General features: G+C 72.2%; 12 protein-coding genes. 4 read left to right on the top strand and 8 right to left on the bottom strand.

All coding sequences use genetic code 11. The annotated features are described in order from the left end of the window. Position 1: 1 nt before the first annotated feature. The 6 genes from AB0I06_RS30805 to AB0I06_RS30780 form a co-directional block, all read right to left on the bottom strand. Positions 2-844, bottom strand: a complete 843-nt coding sequence (locus tag AB0I06_RS30805; RefSeq protein ID WP_363122126.1) for a nitrilase-related carbon-nitrogen hydrolase — start codon at positions 842-844, stop codon at positions 2-4. Between the two features lie 155 nt (positions 845-999). Next, the gene (locus AB0I06_RS30800) at positions 1,000-2,565 is read right to left on the bottom strand and encodes a PucR family transcriptional regulator (RefSeq protein ID WP_363122125.1); all 1,566 of its coding nucleotides are present in this window, start codon (positions 2,563-2,565) and stop codon (positions 1,000-1,002) included. 67 nt (positions 2,566-2,632) lie between these two features. Further along, positions 2,633-3,922 (bottom strand): aspartate aminotransferase family protein, encoded by a 1,290-nt coding sequence (locus tag AB0I06_RS30795; protein WP_363122124.1) that lies wholly within the window; start codon positions 3,920-3,922, stop codon positions 2,633-2,635. Further along, complete coding sequence (locus AB0I06_RS30790; RefSeq protein ID WP_363122123.1) at positions 3,919-4,761, bottom strand: nitrilase-related carbon-nitrogen hydrolase; 843 nt, start codon at positions 4,759-4,761, stop codon at positions 3,919-3,921. Before AB0I06_RS30790 ends, AB0I06_RS30795 begins: the two co-directional genes overlap by 4 nt. 170 nt (positions 4,762-4,931) lie before the next feature. Further along, positions 4,932-7,127: a hypothetical protein gene (locus tag AB0I06_RS30785; protein ID WP_363122122.1), complete on the bottom strand. Its 2,196-nt coding sequence runs from the start codon at positions 7,125-7,127 to the stop codon at positions 4,932-4,934. 97 nt (positions 7,128-7,224) lie between these two features. After that, a complete protein-coding gene (locus AB0I06_RS30780; protein ID WP_363122121.1) occupies positions 7,225-7,476 on the bottom strand; it encodes a helix-turn-helix transcriptional regulator in 252 nt (83 codons plus the stop codon). A 32-nt stretch (positions 7,477-7,508) separates the two neighbouring features. Here AB0I06_RS30780 and map point away from each other — a divergent pair, with 32 nt between their 5' ends. Next, positions 7,509-8,276, top strand: a complete 768-nt coding sequence (gene map, locus AB0I06_RS30775) for a type I methionyl aminopeptidase (protein WP_363122120.1) — start codon at positions 7,509-7,511, stop codon at positions 8,274-8,276. Between the two features lie 187 nt (positions 8,277-8,463). Next, positions 8,464-10,980 (top strand): ATP-dependent Clp protease ATP-binding subunit, encoded by a 2,517-nt coding sequence (locus AB0I06_RS30770; RefSeq protein ID WP_363122119.1) that lies wholly within the window; start codon positions 8,464-8,466, stop codon positions 10,978-10,980. Between the two features lie 57 nt (positions 10,981-11,037). Here the strand turns inward: AB0I06_RS30770 and ggt are convergent, their stop codons facing one another. Beyond that, positions 11,038-12,846, bottom strand: a complete 1,809-nt coding sequence (gene ggt, locus AB0I06_RS30765; protein WP_363122118.1) for a gamma-glutamyltransferase — start codon at positions 12,844-12,846, stop codon at positions 11,038-11,040. 104 nt (positions 12,847-12,950) lie between these two features. Between ggt and AB0I06_RS30760 the strand changes: the two genes are divergently transcribed. Together AB0I06_RS30760 and AB0I06_RS30755 are read left to right on the top strand one after the other, a co-directional pair. After that, on the top strand, positions 12,951-13,712 hold the full coding sequence (locus AB0I06_RS30760) for a hypothetical protein (protein WP_363122117.1): 762 nt from the start codon (positions 12,951-12,953) through the stop codon (positions 13,710-13,712). Between the two features lie 116 nt (positions 13,713-13,828). After that, positions 13,829-15,397: an alpha/beta fold hydrolase gene (locus tag AB0I06_RS30755; RefSeq protein ID WP_363122116.1), complete on the top strand. Its 1,569-nt coding sequence runs from the start codon at positions 13,829-13,831 to the stop codon at positions 15,395-15,397. A gap of 222 nt (positions 15,398-15,619) precedes the next feature. Here AB0I06_RS30755 and AB0I06_RS30750 read toward each other — a convergent pair whose 3' ends face one another. Further along, positions 15,620-16,363: an amino acid ABC transporter ATP-binding protein gene (locus tag AB0I06_RS30750; protein WP_363122115.1), complete on the bottom strand. Its 744-nt coding sequence runs from the start codon at positions 16,361-16,363 to the stop codon at positions 15,620-15,622. Positions 16,364-16,457: the final 94 nt, after the last annotated feature.

The raw sequence follows: 16,457 nt of genomic DNA, 5'->3' as shown, positions 1-16,457 counted from the left end.
CCTAGGGGGCCGTCAGCGGACCGTAGGCGCCGGGCGCCCGGTCCCGGTAGAACTGCCAGCGGTCGCGGACCTCCCTGAGCTTGGCCATGTCCAGGTCGCGCACGACCAGTTCGGGCTCCTTGTCGCTCGCCACCTCGCCGACGAACTGGGCCTCCGGATCCACGAAGTACGAGGTGCCGTAGAAGTCGTTGTCGCCGTACTCCTCGACCCCGACCCGGTTGATCGCGCCGACGAAGTACTCGTTGGCCACGGCCGCCGCCGGCTGCTCCAGCTGCCAGAGGTAGCCGGACAGGCCGCGGGACGTCGCCGAGGGGTTGAAGACGATCTCGGCGCCCGCGAGGCCCAGCGCCCGCCAGCCCTCGGGGAAGTGGCGGTCGTAGCAGATGTAGACGCCGACCCGGCCGGCCTTCGTGTCGAAGACGGGCCAGCCGCTGTTGCCCGGGCGGAAGTAGAACTTCTCCCAGAATCCCCGCACTTGCGGGATGTGGGTCTTGCGGTACTTGCCGAGGTAGGAACCGTCCGCGTCGATCACGGCGGCGGTGTTGTAGAGCACGCCGGGCTGCTCCTCCTCGTACATCGGCAGCACCAGGACGATGCCCAGCTCTTTCGCCAGGGCCTGGAAGCGGCGGACGATCGGGCCCTCGGGGATCTGTTCGGCGTACTCGTAGAAGGCCGGGTCCTGGACCTGGCAGAAGTACGGCCCGTAGAACAGCTCCTGGAAACAGAGGACTTGGGCGCCCTGCGCGGCGGCGTCGCGGGCCGCCTGCTCGTGGACCTGGATCATCGACTCCTTGTCGCCCGTCCAGGCTGTCTGGAAGACGGCGGCACGGATCACTCGGCTCATCGGGACCTCCGGTCGCTCGGTGTGCCGTGAGCCTAGGGAGGGCGAGAGGCGTCGTTGAGTTGCACCGTGTCACGTCCCGGGGCGTGCGGCGTGCCACCGTGTCACTCTGCCGTGGACCCATGTTTCACCGCCGTTTTCGCAGGTGGTCACGTGTTTCACTGGTGTTGCGCGTCATGCGCGAGGAGTGCGATGTGCACCGAGGCGGCCTGCTCGAAGTCGTCGAGGTCCACCCCCAGGCGGACCTGTATCGCCTCCAGGCGGCGGTAGAGGGCCGGCCGGGAGACGTGGTGGAGCTGGGCCGTGCGGGACTTGTTGCGACCGGTGGCGAGGTAGGTGCGCAGGACGGCCAGCAGGTCCTCGTCGGTCTCGCCGAGCAGGCCGTCCAGCTCCCGTTCCGCGAAGGACTGCACGTGCGGGTCGTCGCGCAGCAGCCGTATCAGGCCCCGCAGATGGACGTCCTTCAGACGCACGACCGGCGGCAGAGCGAGGACGGCGCAGGAGTCGGCCACGGCGTCCGCGACGTGCTGGGCCTCCCGCAGTCCGGTGGGTACGTCGTCCCAGCCCGCCCGGGGTTCGGCCGCCGCCACGACGGTGTGGTCCCGCCCGGACTCCGTGCGCAGCCGGGCCGCGAAGTGCGCGGCGAGGGCGCCCGCGTCCTGGTCCCTGGGCACGCTGAGCAGTACGGCCGTGGCCCCGCCGGGCAGTTCGGCGACCAGCCCGGGCAGGCCGAGCAGCCGCAGCAGCCGTTCGAGCCGGGAGGGGTCGCCGTCGCGCACGGCCAGCGGCACGAAGGTGCGCCGGTTCACGGGCAGCCCTGCCGCGCGCGCCCGGGGCAGCAGCTGGCGCGCCGGGACGACACCGCTGACCAGGTCGGTGAGCAGGCTCTGCGCGGACTGTTCCTCCCAGCTGCGGGCGGCGGCGCCGGCGAGCATGCGGTGCAGGACGAGTGCCTCGGCGGCGCGGTCGGCCAGCAGCCGTCCGGTGGCGGTGTCGCCCCGGTAACCGCACAGCACGATCCGGCCCCAGCGCTCGCCGCGTCCGCCCAGCTCGGCGCGGATCCAGCCGTCGCCCTCGGTGCCTCCGGCCTGCCGGGCGATGCGCTCCCAGTCGCGCAGCACGTCGTCCACCGCGGGCCGCTCCCCCGCCGTGCCGAGGACGCGGTGGGCGAGGTTGGTGACGACGACCGGGCAGGCGCTGTGCCGTGCGACCTCGTCGAGCAGGCGTTGCAGCGGGGCGCCCGCGGTGATCAGGGCGGTGAGTTCGGTGCGCACGGCCTCGGAGAGGCTGACGGCGGCGAACTTGCGCCGCACGAGCCGGGACTGGACCTCCTCGGTCAGCTCGGCGAAGGGGAACGGCCGGTGCAGGACGACCATCGGCAGCCCGCACCGCTCGGCCGCCCTGCGCATCACGTCCGGCGCCGCCGGGAAGGCGCGGCCCAGTCCGAGGACGACGGCGGCGGCCTCCGCGCGGTGCAGGGAGCGGACGTATTCGTCCTGCTTGACCTCGTCACCGGCGAGCAGCACGCCGGTGGTGAGGACCATCTCGCCGCCGCTGAGCATGACGCCGACGTCGGCGGCCTCGGCGACGTGCACCCAGCGCACGGGCCGGTCGAGGTGGCTCGCACCGGCCACCACCTCGGGCTGCCCGGCGAGCACCCGCTCCAGCGTGAGGACCTGCCGGACCGACAGGGCCGGTTCCGGGGAATCCGAGGTGATGGTCATGGTGACGGGTCCCTTGTTCGGTCCACCGCTACGGGGTGTGCGCTACGGGAAGCGCGCTACTGGGGGCTCACTGCCCGATGCTCCGCAGAGCGTTCTCGAGGATCGCGGCGCCCTCCTCGGCCTCCGCGACGTTGAGGGACAGCGGCGGGGCCACACGCAGGGCGCTGGTGTTGTGCCCGCCGCCCTTGCCGATCAGCAGACCGCCCTCACGGGCCGCCTCCAGGACCGCCGCGGCGGCCTGCGGATCGGCTTCGTCGGTCCCGGGCTTGGTGATCTCGATGCCGATCATCAGCCCGCGGCCGCGCACCTCCCGGACGGCCGGGACCTGCGCGGCGACCGCCCGCAACCGCTCGATGAGCAGACCGCCGACCCGCCGGGCGTTGCCCTGGAGGTCGTGTTCCAGCAGGTAGGTGAGGTTGGCGAGGCCGGCCGCCATGGTGATCTGGGTGCCGCCGAAGGTGGAGATGCTGTTGGAGTCCAGGCAGTTCATGATCTCGGAGCGGGCGACGACCCCGCCGATGGACATGCCGTTGCCGATGCCCTTGGCGAAGGTCATGAGGTCCGGCGGACCGTTCTGCCCGTGGGCCTGCCAGCCCCAGAAGTGCTCGCCGGTGCGGCCCCAGCCGGTCTGGACCTCGTCGGCGATCCAGAGGATGCCACGCTCGTGCAGCACCTCCCGGAAGGCGGCGTACAGCCCGTCCGGCGGCGCGGTGAAGCCGCCGACGCCCTGGACGGGTTCGGCGATCAGCGCGGCCGGCGGGCGGGTGTGGCCGAGCAGGTCCTTCAGGTCCTCGACACAGGCCGCGATGAAGTCGTCGTCGCCGAGGGAGGCGAACGGGCCCCGGGTGCGCACGCCTCCGTGGACGTACAGCGTCTGGAGCGGGGAGAGGGAGGTCGGGGACCAGCCGCTGTTGCCGGTGATGCCCACGGAACTGAAGGAACGGCCGTGGTAGCTGTTGCGCATCGCCAGGACGGTGTTGCTGCGCCGGTACGTCGTGGCCAGCAGCAGGGCGGTGTCGTTGGCCTCGGTTCCGGAGGTGGTGAAGAACACCCGGGCGTCCGGGATGCCGCTCAACTGGGCGATGCGCTCGGCGAGTTCGACCATCGGGCGGTTGAGGTAGAGGGTCGAGGAGTGGATGATCCGCCCGGCCTGCTCGCTCACCGCCTTGGTCACCTCGGGCAGCGCGTGCGCCGTCATGGTGGTGAGGATGCCGCCGAAGAAATCGAGGTAGCGGTTGCCCTGGGCGTCCCAGACGTGGCGGCCCTCGCCATGGGTGATCTCGAGGGGCTCCTCGTAGTAGAGGGCGAGCCAGTCGGGGAGCACGGCCCGGTGGCGGCCCAGGAGGTCGTTGATCACGGCTGCACCAGTCCTTCGTAGGCGTCGGGGCGGCGGTCGCGGTAGAAGGCCCACGTCTGCCGCACTTCTTCGATCAGGTCGAGGTCGATGTCCCTGACCACGAGCTCCTCCTGGCTGTCGCTGGCGACGTCTCCCACGAACTGTCCGCGCGGGTCGACGAAGTAGCTGGTGCCGTAGAAGTCGTTGTCGCCGTACTCCTCCTGGCCGACGCGGTTGATCGCGGCGATGTAGTACCCGTTGGCCACGGCGGCAGCGGGCTGCTCGAGGCGCCACAGGTGGGACGACAGGCTCCGGTGGGTGGCGGAGGGGTTGTAGACCAGCTGGGCCCCGGCCAGGCCGAGCTGACGCCAGCCCTCCGGGAAGTGGCGGTCATAGCAGATGTACACGCCGACCCGGCCGGCCGCCGTGTCGAACACGGGCCAGCCGAGGTTGCCGGGCTTGAAGTAGAACTTCTCGCGGAAGCCCTTGAGCTGCGGGATGTGGTGCTTGCGGTACTTGCCGAGGTAGGTGCCGTCGGCGTCGATCACGGCCGCGGTGTTGTAGTAGAAGCCGGGCTGCTCCGCCTCGAACACCGGCGCGACGATCACCAGGCCCGTCTCGCGCGCCAGCGCCCGCATCCGCCGCACCGTCGGCCCGTCGGGGACGGGCTCGGCCCAGCGGTAGTGCTCGGGCTCCTCGACCTGGCAGAAGTAGGGGCTGTTGAAGACTTCCTGGAACCCGATGATCTTCGCGCCCCGGCGGGCCGCCTCGCGGGCGTGCTCCTCGTGTTTCGCCACCATGGACTCGGTGTCGCCGGTCCAGGTGGCCTGGACCAGGGCGGCACGTACGACGTTGGCCATGAGCTGCTCCTTCGACGCGACGTCTGCGCCTCTACGCCCGTAGAAGCGGGCCGTAGAGCCACGAACGTAAGCCTCCGGCACGGGGTTGCCAAGACCATCGTCGCCAACCCGCTGGGCATTACGCGATTCGCACTCCTGCGGGTGAGTCGCCCGGGGCACGACGCCGCCCGTCACACGGCGAATCCGGCGACCCGCAGGGCGTGCACCAGATCCCAGCGGCGCTCCTGCGACACACCTCCGGCGGCCTCCAGCAGGAGCGGTACGAGCCGCCCCGGATCGGGTTCGGCGCTGCGGGCGGCCTCCTCGGGGGTGCGGGCTCTCACATACGCGTCGAGCAGCACGCGGACCTCGCGGTCCCGCCCCTCGGCTACCAGGCCGAGGACGGCCCGTCCGAGCTCGGCCGGCGGCCGTGCGACCCCCTGCCGCAGCATTTGCCGCCCGTCCTCCGGCCGCCCGGCCGCGACCAGCGCGTCGGCGGCGGCGACCAGCCGTCCGGCGGGCAGCGCGGCGGCCTCCCACAGCAGGGTCTGCCAGTCGGCGTCCAGCCCGGCGAGGCGCAGCCGCTCCGCCAGCAGCGGGAAACGGCCCGGCTCCCACGAGGCGATCTCGGCCAGCAGCGCGTGCGCCTCCCCGCTGCGTCCCTCGCTGCGCAGCCTCGCCAGTACCTCCACGGTCCGCCCGACCTCGGCCGGATCGGCCTGCCGGGCCCTGTCGGCCTCCGGCACCGGGCGCTCCACCACCACCTCCTCCTCGCCGACACCGGCGTACCGCGCGCCGCGGGGGGTACGGCCGGTGGCCACGGGGGCCGTGGCGGGCGGGGACGGCACGGCAACGGGCGCCTCGACGACGGGCACGGCCTCCTCATCGCCCATCCCCGCGAATCGGGCACTGCCGCGACGGCGTTTACGGGGGTGGGGGGCCCGGGGTGAGGGGGCCGGGGGTGCGGGGGGTGGGGGTGCGGGGGGTGGGGGTCCGGGGGGTGGGGGTCCGGGGGCGGGTGGCGCCGGGCGGGGGGTGTTGAGGGCTGGTGGTGCGGGGGCAGGGGACGCCGGGGCGGGGGTGTGGAGGGCTGGTGGTGCGGTGACAGGGGGCGCCTGGGCGGGCGGTGCGGCGGCGGGGGGTTCGGGGGTCTGGGCGGTGAACGCGCGGGGGTCGGGCGCGGCCGGGACGCGATGCACACCAACAGTGGCCGCGCCCCGGCCACCCGGCGCGTCAGGAGTGACTACGGTCCGACCACGCGGCACGTCGGGAGCGGCTGCGGCCCGGGCACGCGGCACCTCGGGAGCGGCCGCGGCCCGGGTTCCGAATACCTCAGGCGCGGCTGCGGCCCGGCCACCCGGCACACCGGGATCGACTTCGGCCCGGCCACCGAACACACCAGGCGCGGCCGCAGCCCGGCCGTCGAATACATCAGGCGCGGCAGTGGCCGGGACGCCCAGGGCGTCGTCGGCCGCACCCGCCGGGACGCCTTCCCCGGGCCTGCCCGGGCTCGCGGCCCGCCGCGGAGCATGCCACCGCGTCGAGGTGCCGAACGCCTCGGGCGCACCACCCTCGGCGCCTCCGCCGCCCCCGCCCCGGTTCGGCGCCCCTTCCGGCGCACGCCACTCACCCGGCGCCGCGAACGCCCCGGGTGCGACCTCTCCGGCGGTCTCACTCGGGCCGGGACCGGGTCCGCTTGCCGACTGCCGGCGACCGCGCCCGCCAGCTTCCGCGGCCGTGGCGTCGTAGGCGCCGGGTGCGGCCGGCACCGGCGAGTCCGGCATCGCGCGACGGGGCCTCGTGGCGACCGCTGAATCCGGCCCCGCACCGCCCCGCTGCCCGTCACCGTCGCCCCACGCCCCGGACGGCATCCCCGGCTCGCGCCGGTCCGCTTGGGCCATCCGCGACCGGAGTTCCGCGCAGCGCGCGTCCGCGCGTTCGTGGTCGTCCTGGGCCCAGGCCAGGGCCACGCGGAGGGCGTCGGCCTGTTCGGGGGTCGTGGCCGAGGTCAGGTGGCGGGCCAGGGCGGCCCGGCGTTCCGCGGCGTACCGCTGTTCGCGGAGCATGACGTCGAGGCGGTCGCCGAGGGCGTCGCGGCCCCCGGGCCGGGCGTCGTACGCGGCGAGCGCGGCGGCGTGCAGGGCTCGTGCGCGGTCCGTCTCCGGGCCGGTGCCCGCGGGGCCGTACACCCCGGCGAGGTCCTGAAGCAGTGCCTCGACCATGTCCCAGGGCGGCATCTCCCGCCCGTCGAGGCAGGCCCGCATGCCCTCCGGGTCGCGCTGCCAGAACACCGCGCACCAGCCGCCGGACGGATCGAGGCGCGCCAGCAGGCCGTCCAGGTACCTCGCGAACTCCCCGACCGCCGCCGGGAGTTGATCCGCCGCCATCGCCAACTCCCGTGAGACCGGAGCACTCCGTCCCGTAGGCAACACCAGTTGTGTTACGGACGTGCTACGGGGAGTTTTCACATGCGGCGCAGGGACCTCAGAGCGGCACCGGCACGCACTGCCCGACCAGTTCGTCCATCGACAGCCCGAGCACCGAGGCCAGCGCGGCCACCGTGAAGAAGGCCGGAGTCGGGGCCCGGCCGGTCTCGATCTTCCGGAGGGTCTCGGCGGAGATGCCCGCGCTCGCGGCGATCTCCGTCATGCTCCGGGAACCTCGCGCCTCGCGCAGCAGCCGGCCGAGCCGCTCGCCGCGTTCGCGCTCTTGGGGAGTGAGAGGGGTGCGCACCATGACCCCATTCTAATACCGGTATAGTAATTGGCATGGTGGAGCTCAAGACAGACACTTCGATCGACGCGATGCACGAGGCGGGCCAGGTCGTCGCCCGCGCCCTGACGGCCGCGCGGGAGGCCGCCGGCGTGGGCGTCTCACTGCTGGACCTGGACGAGGTGGCGCACGCGGTGCTGCGGGAGGCGGGCGCGACCTCACCCTTCCTCGGATATCGCCCCTCCTTCGCCCCGACCCCCTTCCCCGCCGTCCTGTGTGTCTCGGTCAACGACGCGATCGTGCACGGCATCCCCGGCCGCTACCGCCTGCGCGACGGCGACCTCGTCTCCATCGACTTCGGCGCCGAACTGGGCGGCTGGGTCGGCGACTCGGCCCTCAGCTTCGTCGTGGGCACCCCGCGCGAGGCGGACCTCCGCCTGATCAGGACCGCCGAACAGGCCCTCGCGGCCGGCATCGAGGCCGCCGTCGTGGGCAATCGCATCGGCGACATCGCCCACGCGATCGGCACCGTGTGCCGGGGCGCCGGCTACGGCATCCCGGACGGCTTCGGCGGCCACGGCATCGGCCGCCGTATGCACGAGGACCCCGGGGTGCCGAACGAGGGCCGCCCGGGGCGCGGCATGCGGCTGCGGCACGGCATGGTGCTGGCGATCGAGCCCATGGTCATCGCCGGCGGCACGGACGACTACCACGCGGCCCCCGACGGCTGGACCCTGAAGACGAACGACGGTTCCCGCGCCGCTCACGCCGAGCACACCGTGGCGATCACCGACTCGGGGCCGAGGATCCTGACGGCGCGCTGAACCCGGGCACGGGCTCCCTTCCTCCCGGTATGCCCTGAAGGTGCCTCTCGTCGACGATCGTGCGAAGGTGTTCTACGAACGCGCCCCAGGTGTAACCGGCTGCCACCCGGGTTACCCGACCCCGGCACGTCGACCAGCGAGGGCGTCCCCCGCCCGCGCGCCGGGGACGCCGGGAACGGAAAAGCCCATGAGCAGCGGCTTCACCAGCCCGGAGGGCTACGGCTCGGATCCCTTCGGAGAATTCCTCGCACGCTTCTTCGGCGGACCTCGTCCGGGTCCCCGGCAGATCGATCTGGGCCGGCTGCTGAGCCAGCCGGCCCGGGAGCTCGTCCGCGGCGCCGCCCAGTACGCCGCCGAGCACGGCAGCCGGGATCTCGACACCCAGCACCTGCTGCGGGCCGCGCTGGCCACCGAGCCCACCCGCACCCTGCTCAGCAAGGCCGGGGCGAACCCCGACTCGCTCGCGTCGCAGATCGACGACCGGTCGGGTCCGGCGCAGCACACCCCGGACGACGCCCCGCCGCCGACCGCGCTCTCCCTCACCCCGGCCGCCAAGCGTGCCCTGCTGGACGCGCACGACATGGCCCGGGCGCGCGGCTACGGCTACATCGGCCCGGAGCACGTGCTCAGCGCCCTGGCGTCGAACCCCGACTCGGCCGCCGGGCACATCCTGAACGCGGCCCGCTTCGCCCCCTCCGAACCGCCCGAGGCGCCGGAGGCCCCACAGTCCGAGCGCCCGCGCCCCACCAACACGCCGACGCTCGACAAGTACGGCCGTGACCTCACCGAGCTGGCCCGGCAGGGCCGGATCGACCCGGTGATCGGCCGGGACGAGGAGATCGAGCAGACCGTCGAGGTCCTCTCCCGCCGCGGCAAGAACAACCCGGTGCTGATCGGTGACGCGGGCGTCGGCAAGACCGCCATCGTGGAGGGGCTGGCGCAGCGCATCTCCGAGGCGGACGTACCCGATGTGCTGATCGGGCGCCGCGTGGTCGCCCTGGACCTCACGGGCGTGGTCGCGGGCACCCGCTACCGGGGTGACTTCGAGGAGCGGATGAACAACATCGTGGGCGAGATCCGCGCCCACTCCGACCAGCTGATCATCTTCATCGACGAGCTGCACACGGTCGTGAGCGCCGGTTCCGGCGGCGACGGCAGCTCGATGGACGCCGGGAACATCCTCAAGCCGGCCCTGGCCCGGGGCGAGCTGCACATCGTGGGCGCCACCACGCTGGAGGAGTACCGCCGCATCGAGAAGGACGCCGCGCTGGCCCGCCGCTTCCAGCCGATCATGGTGCCCGAGCCGACCGCCGCCGACGCGATCGAGATCCTGCGCGGTCTCCAGGACCGCTACGAGGCCCACCACCAGGTCCGCTACACCGACGAGGCCCTGGTCGCCGCCGTGGAGCTGTCGGACCGCTACCTCACCGAACGCCGGCTGCCCGACAAGGCGATCGACCTGATCGACCAGGCCGGTGCCCGGGTCCGGCTGCGCGCCCGCACCAAGGGCACGGACGTACGGGCCCTGGAACGGGAGCTGGAGCAGCTGACCCGGGACAAGGACCAGGCCGTCGCGGACGAACAGTACGAACAGGCCACCCAGTTGCGCGACCGGATCGCGGAGCTGAAGCAGCGCATCACCGACGCCGGCGGCGACGGCGAGGTCGACGAGGGTCAGGACCTGGTGGTCGGAGCCGAGGCGATCGCCGAGGTGGTGTCCCGGCAGACCGGCATCCCGGTCAGCAGCCTCACCCAGGAGGAGAAGGACCGTCTGCTGGGCCTGGAGGAGCATCTGCACGAGCGGGTGGTCGGCCAGGACGAGGCCGTGCGGGTCGTCTCGGACGCGGTGCTGCGCTCACGCGCCGGGCTCGCGGCCCCCGACCGTCCCATCGGCAGCTTCCTGTTCCTCGGCCCGACGGGTGTGGGCAAGACCGAGCTGGCCCGGGCGCTCGCCGAGGTCCTCTTCGGCAGCGAGGACCGCATGGTCCGCCTCGACATGAGCGAGTATCAGGAGCGCCACACCGTGAGCCGGCTGGTCGGCGCCCCGCCCGGTTACGTCGGGCACGAGGAGGCGGGCCAGCTGACCGAGGTCGTGCGCCGTCACCCGTACTCGCTGCTCCTGCTGGACGAGGTGGAGAAGGCCCATCCGGACGTCTTCAACATCCTGCTCCAGGTCCTCGACGACGGCCGGCTGACCGACTCGCAGGGCCGCACCGTGGACTTCAGCAACACGGTGATCGTGATGACGAGCAACCTCGGTTCCGAGGCGATCACCCGCCGGGGCGCCACGACGGGCTTCGCCGCCGGTGGCGCCGACGCGGACGAGGAGGCCCGCCGCGAGCAGATCCTGCGCCCGCTGCGCGAGCACTTCCGCCCCGAGTTCCTCAACCGCATCGACGAGATCGTCGTCTTCCGCCAGCTCACCACGGAGCAGTTGCGCCGGATCACCGACCTGCTGCTGGACCGCACCCGGTCCCTGGTGCGGAGCAAGGGCGTCACGGTGACCTTCAGCGACCGGGCCGTGGAATGGCTGGCCGAACGCGGCTACCAGCCGGAGTACGGCGCCCGCCCGCTCCGCCGCACGATCCAGCGCGAGGTGGACAACGAGCTGTCACGGCTGTTGCTGGACGGCCGGGTGGAGAAGAACGGCCAAGTGAGGGTGGACGTGGAGGACGGGCGCCTCGCGTTCAGTACATCGCCCTGAAGGGGCGTGGGCGCGGGGAACTGCGCGACCGGTCCCCCGCGCACCCGCGCCCGGCACTCAGCGCGCAGGCCGCACCACCATCGCCGACCCCCCGCCCCGCCGAACGGTCTCAGCGGCTGCCAGCCACTTGCCGCCGGGCAGCCGCTGCACGCCCGTGGCCGCACCGATCTCCGGGTTCACCTTGAAGGAGTGCCCGATCGCCTCGAGCTGCTTCCTCAACGCGGCGTCGTCGTACAGCCCGGGCTCCAGCTCGGTCTGCGCGGCGTTGCGCTGGCTGGCCCGGGGTGCGGCGATCGCGTCGACCAGCGGCAGCCCGCGGTCGAGGAACCCGGTGAGCGTCTGGAGCACGGTCGTGATGATCGTCGCTCCGCCCGGCGACCCCAGCGCCACCACGGGCCTGTCGTGCCGGTCCAGCACGATCGTCGGCGAGATGGACGACCGCGGCCGCTTGCCCGGCCCCGGCAGGTTCGGGTCGTGCACGGCCGGGTTGGCCGGGCTGAAGGAGAAGTCCGTCAGCTCGTTGTTGAGGATGAAGCCCCGCCCGGGCACGGTGATCCCGCTGCCCCCGGTCTGCTCGATGGTGAGGGTGTAGGCGACGACGTTCCCCCACTTGTCGGCCACCGTCAGATGCGTGGTGCTGTCGCCCTCGTAGGTCGTGGGGGCCGCCGTGCCACCGGCGCCGCAGCGCGCGGGACGGCGCGGGTCCCCGGGCGCCACCGGGCTCGTGAGCACCGCGTCGTCCTTGATGAGGCACTCGCGCGAGTCGGCGAACCGCTGGGACAGCAGTTCCCTCGTCGGCACGTCCTCGAAGGCCGGGTCGCCGACCCACCGCCCCCGGTCGGCGAAGGCGATCCGGCTGGCCTCGATGAAGCGGTGCAGATAGCGCGCCTTGCTCGCCTTGGACAGGTCGGTCCGCTCCAGGATGTTGAGCGCCTCACCGACCGTCGTGCCGCCGGAGGAGGACGGTGCCATGGAGTAGACGCCGAGGCCGCGGTACGAGGTCCTGGTGGGCGCCTGGAGCTTGGTGCGGTAGGCGGCCAGGTCCTTCGCGGTCAGGTCGCCGGGCCGGGCGTTCCAGCCCGAGGCGGGGTCCACCGGCGGCTTGTTGACGGTGTCGACGATGTCGCGGCCGAGGCGGCCGCGGTAGAGCGCGTCGACGCCCTTGTGTCCGAGCTCCGCGTAGGTGCGGGCGAGGTCGGGGTTCTTGAAGGTGGAGCCGACGACGGGGAGCCGGCCGCCCGGCAGGAACAGCTCGGCGGTGTCCGGGAAGTAGCGGAAGCGGGTCTCGTTGGACGCCGTCTGCGCGCGGAAGGTCTCGTCGACGGTGAACCCGTCGCGCGCCAGGCGCTCGGCCGGCTTCAGGACACTGGCGAGCCGCTTGCTGCCCCACCGGTCGAGCGCCGTCTGCCAGGTGGCGGGCGTGCCCGGGGTGCCGACGCTCAGGCCGCTGCTGACGGCGTCGGCGAAGGCGAGGGGTTTGCCGTTCTCGACGAAGAGGTTCTCGTCGGCGCTGAGCGGGGCGGTCTCGCGGCCGTCGATGGTGCGCACGGTGCGGGACTCCGCGTCGTAGTAGACGAAGTAGCCGCCCCCGCCGATGCCTGCCGAGTAGGGCTCGGTGACGCCGAGCGCGGCAGCCGTGGCGACGGCCGCGTCCACGGCGTTGCCACCCTTCTCGAGGACCTCGATCCCGGCCGCTGAGGCGTCGGGGTCGACGCTCGAGACGGCGCCGCCGTAGCCGACGGCCAGCGGGGACTTCTCACCGCCGGTGCTCTGCGCGGCGGGTGGCGGGGCCGCCGCTCCCACCGAGACCACCACGGCGGCCGAAACCGCCAGGACCGTCAGATTCCGTGCGACAGGGCGACGCATCCGCACCTCCAGTCAAAGGCCGTCCGCGCAGCTTAATTCATCGCCATGGCCGCGTCAGGCAGGCGTCGAACACCGGTGCGTCGGGCCCGCTAGCATGCGCGCCCATGACTGACGACGTGCGCAACATCGTTCTGGGCGTGATCGCGGCAGGCATCAGCGCCGCGCTCGGCTGGGTGGCCCGCACCTACCTGTGGAGGCGCAAACTCCGCAGGAAGCAGGCGTTCTTCGGGCTGCCCGACAACTCCGAGTCCCTGCTGGTGGTGAACCGGGGCGCCACCGGGCCCGAGTTCGCCGTGATGCGCTACGACGTGTTCGCGCTGCTCGAACTCGCCGCGCTGATCAAGGACTGCAAGGCCCACGCCCAGATACTCCCGCACGACACCGCACGCCAGGGCTTCGGGGAGCGCACCGAGTTCTGCGTGGGCGGCCCGGCGTCCAACCGCCGGATGGCGGCCCACCTGTCCTCTCTGCTGCCGGGTGTGCGGGTGAACGTCGACGCCGAACCGGGGCCGGACCGGGGCGCGTTCCAGGTGGGCAGCGAACGCTACCGCGTGGACAACGGCAGGCAGGAGTACGCCCTGCTCGCCCGCCTCACCGCGGACCGCAGCCGGAACACCCGGCCGGTGTTCCTCTTCTGCGGCCAGACCTCGATCACCAACCAGGCCACCACCCGCTACCTCGCACGCAACCACGAGAAGCTGACCCGCAAGTACGGCAACACCCCCTTCGTCCTGCTGCTCAAGGTGATCAACTCGCAGGCGTACGGCCCCGATGTCGTCGAACTGGTGGACGACGTGACACGAGCGGCGCAGACCCCGCTGCCCGCCGCGACGGCGGCTCCACGCAATACACACCGTGCCTCCTGAAGTCCTCCACGGCTCAACAATCGTTACTGGCACGTAACTTACCGACGGGTTACCTCTGGTAAGCCACCGACGTTACCGTTCGGTCACTTTGCACTGACACGAGTGAGGAGTGACCCGTGGGACCCCACCGCAAGGCCCTGCGCACCACCGCCGTAGGCGCCGTCTCGGCGACCCTGGTCGCCGGCGCCGCCCTCGGGCTTGCCCCCACCGCCCAGGCGGCGCCGCACCCCGTCCGCTTCGTCGACATCACGGGTGACGGCGGCACCGTCCTCAAGGCCAACGTCGTCACTCCGGCCGGCGCCCGCGACGACGACCGCTACCCGCTGCTCGTCATGCCCACCAGCTGGGGCCTTCCCCAGATCGAGTACCTGGCCCAGGCACAGAAGCTCGCCGACTCCGGGTACGTCGTGGTCACCTACAACGTGCGCGGCTTCTGGCAGTCGGGCGGCGAGATCGAGGTGGCGGGACCGCCCGACATCGCCGACGCCTCGAAGGTCATCGACTGGGCGCTCGCCCACACCCCCGCCGACGCCGGGCACATCGGCATGGCGGGCGTCTCCTACGGCGCGGGCATCAGCCTGCTCACCGCCGCGCACGACCGGCGGATCAAGGCCGTCGCCTCGCTCAGCGGCTGGGCCGACCTGATCGACTCGATCTACGGCGGGCGCACCCAGCACGTCCAGGCGTCCGCCCTGCTGGACGGCGCGAGCCTGGTGACGGGTCGCCAGAGCCCGGAACTGCGGCAGACCTTCGACGCCTTCTACCACTCCGACCTGACGAAGGAACCGGAACTCATCGCCTGGGGGAAGAAACGTTCCGCTGCGACCTATGTCGACCGGATCAACGACAACGGCGCGGCGATCATGCTCGCCAACGCCTGGGGCGACAGCGTCTTCCCGCCCAACCAGTACGCCGACTTCTACGAGAAGCTGACCGGCCCCAAGCGACTGGAGATGCGGCCGGGAGACCACGCCACCGCCGAGCTGACCGGCCTGTTCGGGCTGCCCAACGATGTGTGGAAGGACACCGAGCGCTGGTTCGACCACTACCTGAGGGGCGAGGACAACGGGATCGACCGCGAGCAGCCCGTGCAGCTCAAGTCCCGTGCGGCGGGCGGCTACGAGGGCTATCCGGACTGGAAGTCGGCCGGAGCGGACGCCCGGAAGATCGCCCTCACCGGCTCGAAGACCATCCGCGCGAACGTGAACTCGGGCGCGGACGGCGGCATCGTCTTCCTGTCCAGCATCCTGGACCAGGTGGCCCGGCTGCCCCCGATGGCCTCGATCCCGCTGCTCCCCCGCCGCTGGGCCGCCGTCTGGCAGTCGGAGAAGCACGCCTCGGCCCAACAGGTGCGCGGCACGGCACGGTTGCACACGACTCTCACCGCGACCAAGGAGAGCGGCACCCTCGTCGCCTACCTGTACGACGTGGGGCCGCTCGGCCTCGGCAAGCTGGTCACCCACGCGCCGTACACCTTCCACGGGCGCACCCCCGGAAAGCCGTTCGGCGTGGACCTGGAGCTGTACTCCACGGCCTACGACGTCCCGGCCGGGCATCGCCTCGCCCTGGTCGTCGACACGGTCGACCCGCTCTACATCGAGCACAACCCGTCCGGCGCGCAGCTGACCTTCTCCTCGCCGGCGGACGACCCGTCGTACGTGTCGGTTCCGCTGCGCGAGCAGTGATCTCCGGCTGCCGCCGGACGGGCCTGGCCGATGTGAACCGCCGCCCCCATGGCCTTCGGGCCGTGGGGGCCGCGCCCGGTGGGAATGCCCCGCGGACCGGGCGGGCGGTCTGCTCACCCCCTGCGGGATCGGCGGCCTTCGGCGAAGTCCCCCTCTCCGACAGGGATGAAGGGCACATCGTAGTCGAGGTCCGATCCGATGAGCCGTCCGGTGCCCGCCCGTTCAGTGCTTGAGGATCTTGGAGAGGAAGTCCTTGGCCCGGTCGCTGCTGGGGTTGGTGAAGAACTCGTCGGGGGTGCGGTCCTCGACGATCCGGCCGTCGGACATGAAGACGACACGGTTGGCGGCCGAGCGGGCGAAGCCCATCTCGTGCGTGACGACGATCATGGTCATGCCCTCGCGGGCGAGTTGCTTCATGACCTCGAGCACCTCGTTGATCATCTCCGGGTCGAGGGCCGAGGTCGGCTCGTCGAAGAGCATCGCCTTGGGCTCCATGGCCAGGGCGCGGGCGATCGCCACGCGCTGCTGCTGGCCCCCGGAGAGCTGCGCCGGGTACTTGTCCGCCTGGTCGGCGACGCCGACCCGGTCGAGGAGTTCCCGGGAGCGCCGGTCGGCGTCCTCCTTGCCGCGCCCGCGGACCTTGATCTGCCCCAGGGAGACGTTCTGAAGGACCGTCTTGTGGGCGAAGAGGTTGAACGACTGGAAGACCATGCCGACGTCGGCGCGCAGCCGGGCCAGGGGCTTGCCCTCCTCCGGCAGCTCCTGCCCGTCCAGGACGATCTGCCCGGACTCGATGGTCTCCAGGCGGTTGATCGCCCGGCAGAGGGTCGACTTGCCCGACCCGGACGGGCCGATGACCACGACCACCTCCCCCCGGCCGACGGTGAGGTTGATGTCCTGGAGGACATGCAGCTCCCCGAAGTGCTTGTTGACGTCACGCAGCTCGATCAGCGGATCGACGGCCATGCTCAGCCCTACTCACTCTCAGCTGTGTGGTGGTTGCCGCAACGTATCCAGGCAAGATCGCACTTGTCGGGCGACACGCACTTTTCGATCATTA

The organism is Streptomyces sp. NPDC050674 (assembly GCF_040654575.1).
Classification (GTDB): domain Bacteria; phylum Actinomycetota; class Actinomycetes; order Streptomycetales; family Streptomycetaceae; genus Streptomyces.
The sequence above is the reverse complement of the archived record's forward strand: the minus strand, read 5'-3'. Positions and strand labels throughout refer to the sequence as shown.

Coding starts and splice junctions, on each gene's coding strand:
- AB0I06_RS30805 (WP_363122126.1), bottom strand. CDS start 844: ATGAGCCGAGTGATCCGTGCCGCCGTCTTCCAGACAGCCTGGACGGGC.
- map (WP_363122120.1), top strand. CDS start 7,509: ATGGTGGAGCTCAAGACAGACACTTCGATCGACGCGATGCACGAGGCG.
- AB0I06_RS30785 (WP_363122122.1), bottom strand. CDS start 7,127: ATGGCGGCGGATCAACTCCCGGCGGCGGTCGGGGAGTTCGCGAGGTAC.
- AB0I06_RS30800 (WP_363122125.1), bottom strand. CDS start 2,565: ATGACCATCACCTCGGATTCCCCGGAACCGGCCCTGTCGGTCCGGCAG.
- AB0I06_RS30760 (WP_363122117.1), top strand. CDS start 12,951: ATGACTGACGACGTGCGCAACATCGTTCTGGGCGTGATCGCGGCAGGC.
- ggt (WP_363122118.1), bottom strand. CDS start 12,846: ATGCGTCGCCCTGTCGCACGGAATCTGACGGTCCTGGCGGTTTCGGCC.
- AB0I06_RS30770 (WP_363122119.1), top strand. CDS start 8,464: ATGAGCAGCGGCTTCACCAGCCCGGAGGGCTACGGCTCGGATCCCTTC.
- AB0I06_RS30780 (WP_363122121.1), bottom strand. CDS start 7,476: ATGGTGCGCACCCCTCTCACTCCCCAAGAGCGCGAACGCGGCGAGCGG.
- AB0I06_RS30750 (WP_363122115.1), bottom strand. CDS start 16,363: ATGGCCGTCGATCCGCTGATCGAGCTGCGTGACGTCAACAAGCACTTC.
- AB0I06_RS30790 (WP_363122123.1), bottom strand. CDS start 4,761: ATGGCCAACGTCGTACGTGCCGCCCTGGTCCAGGCCACCTGGACCGGC.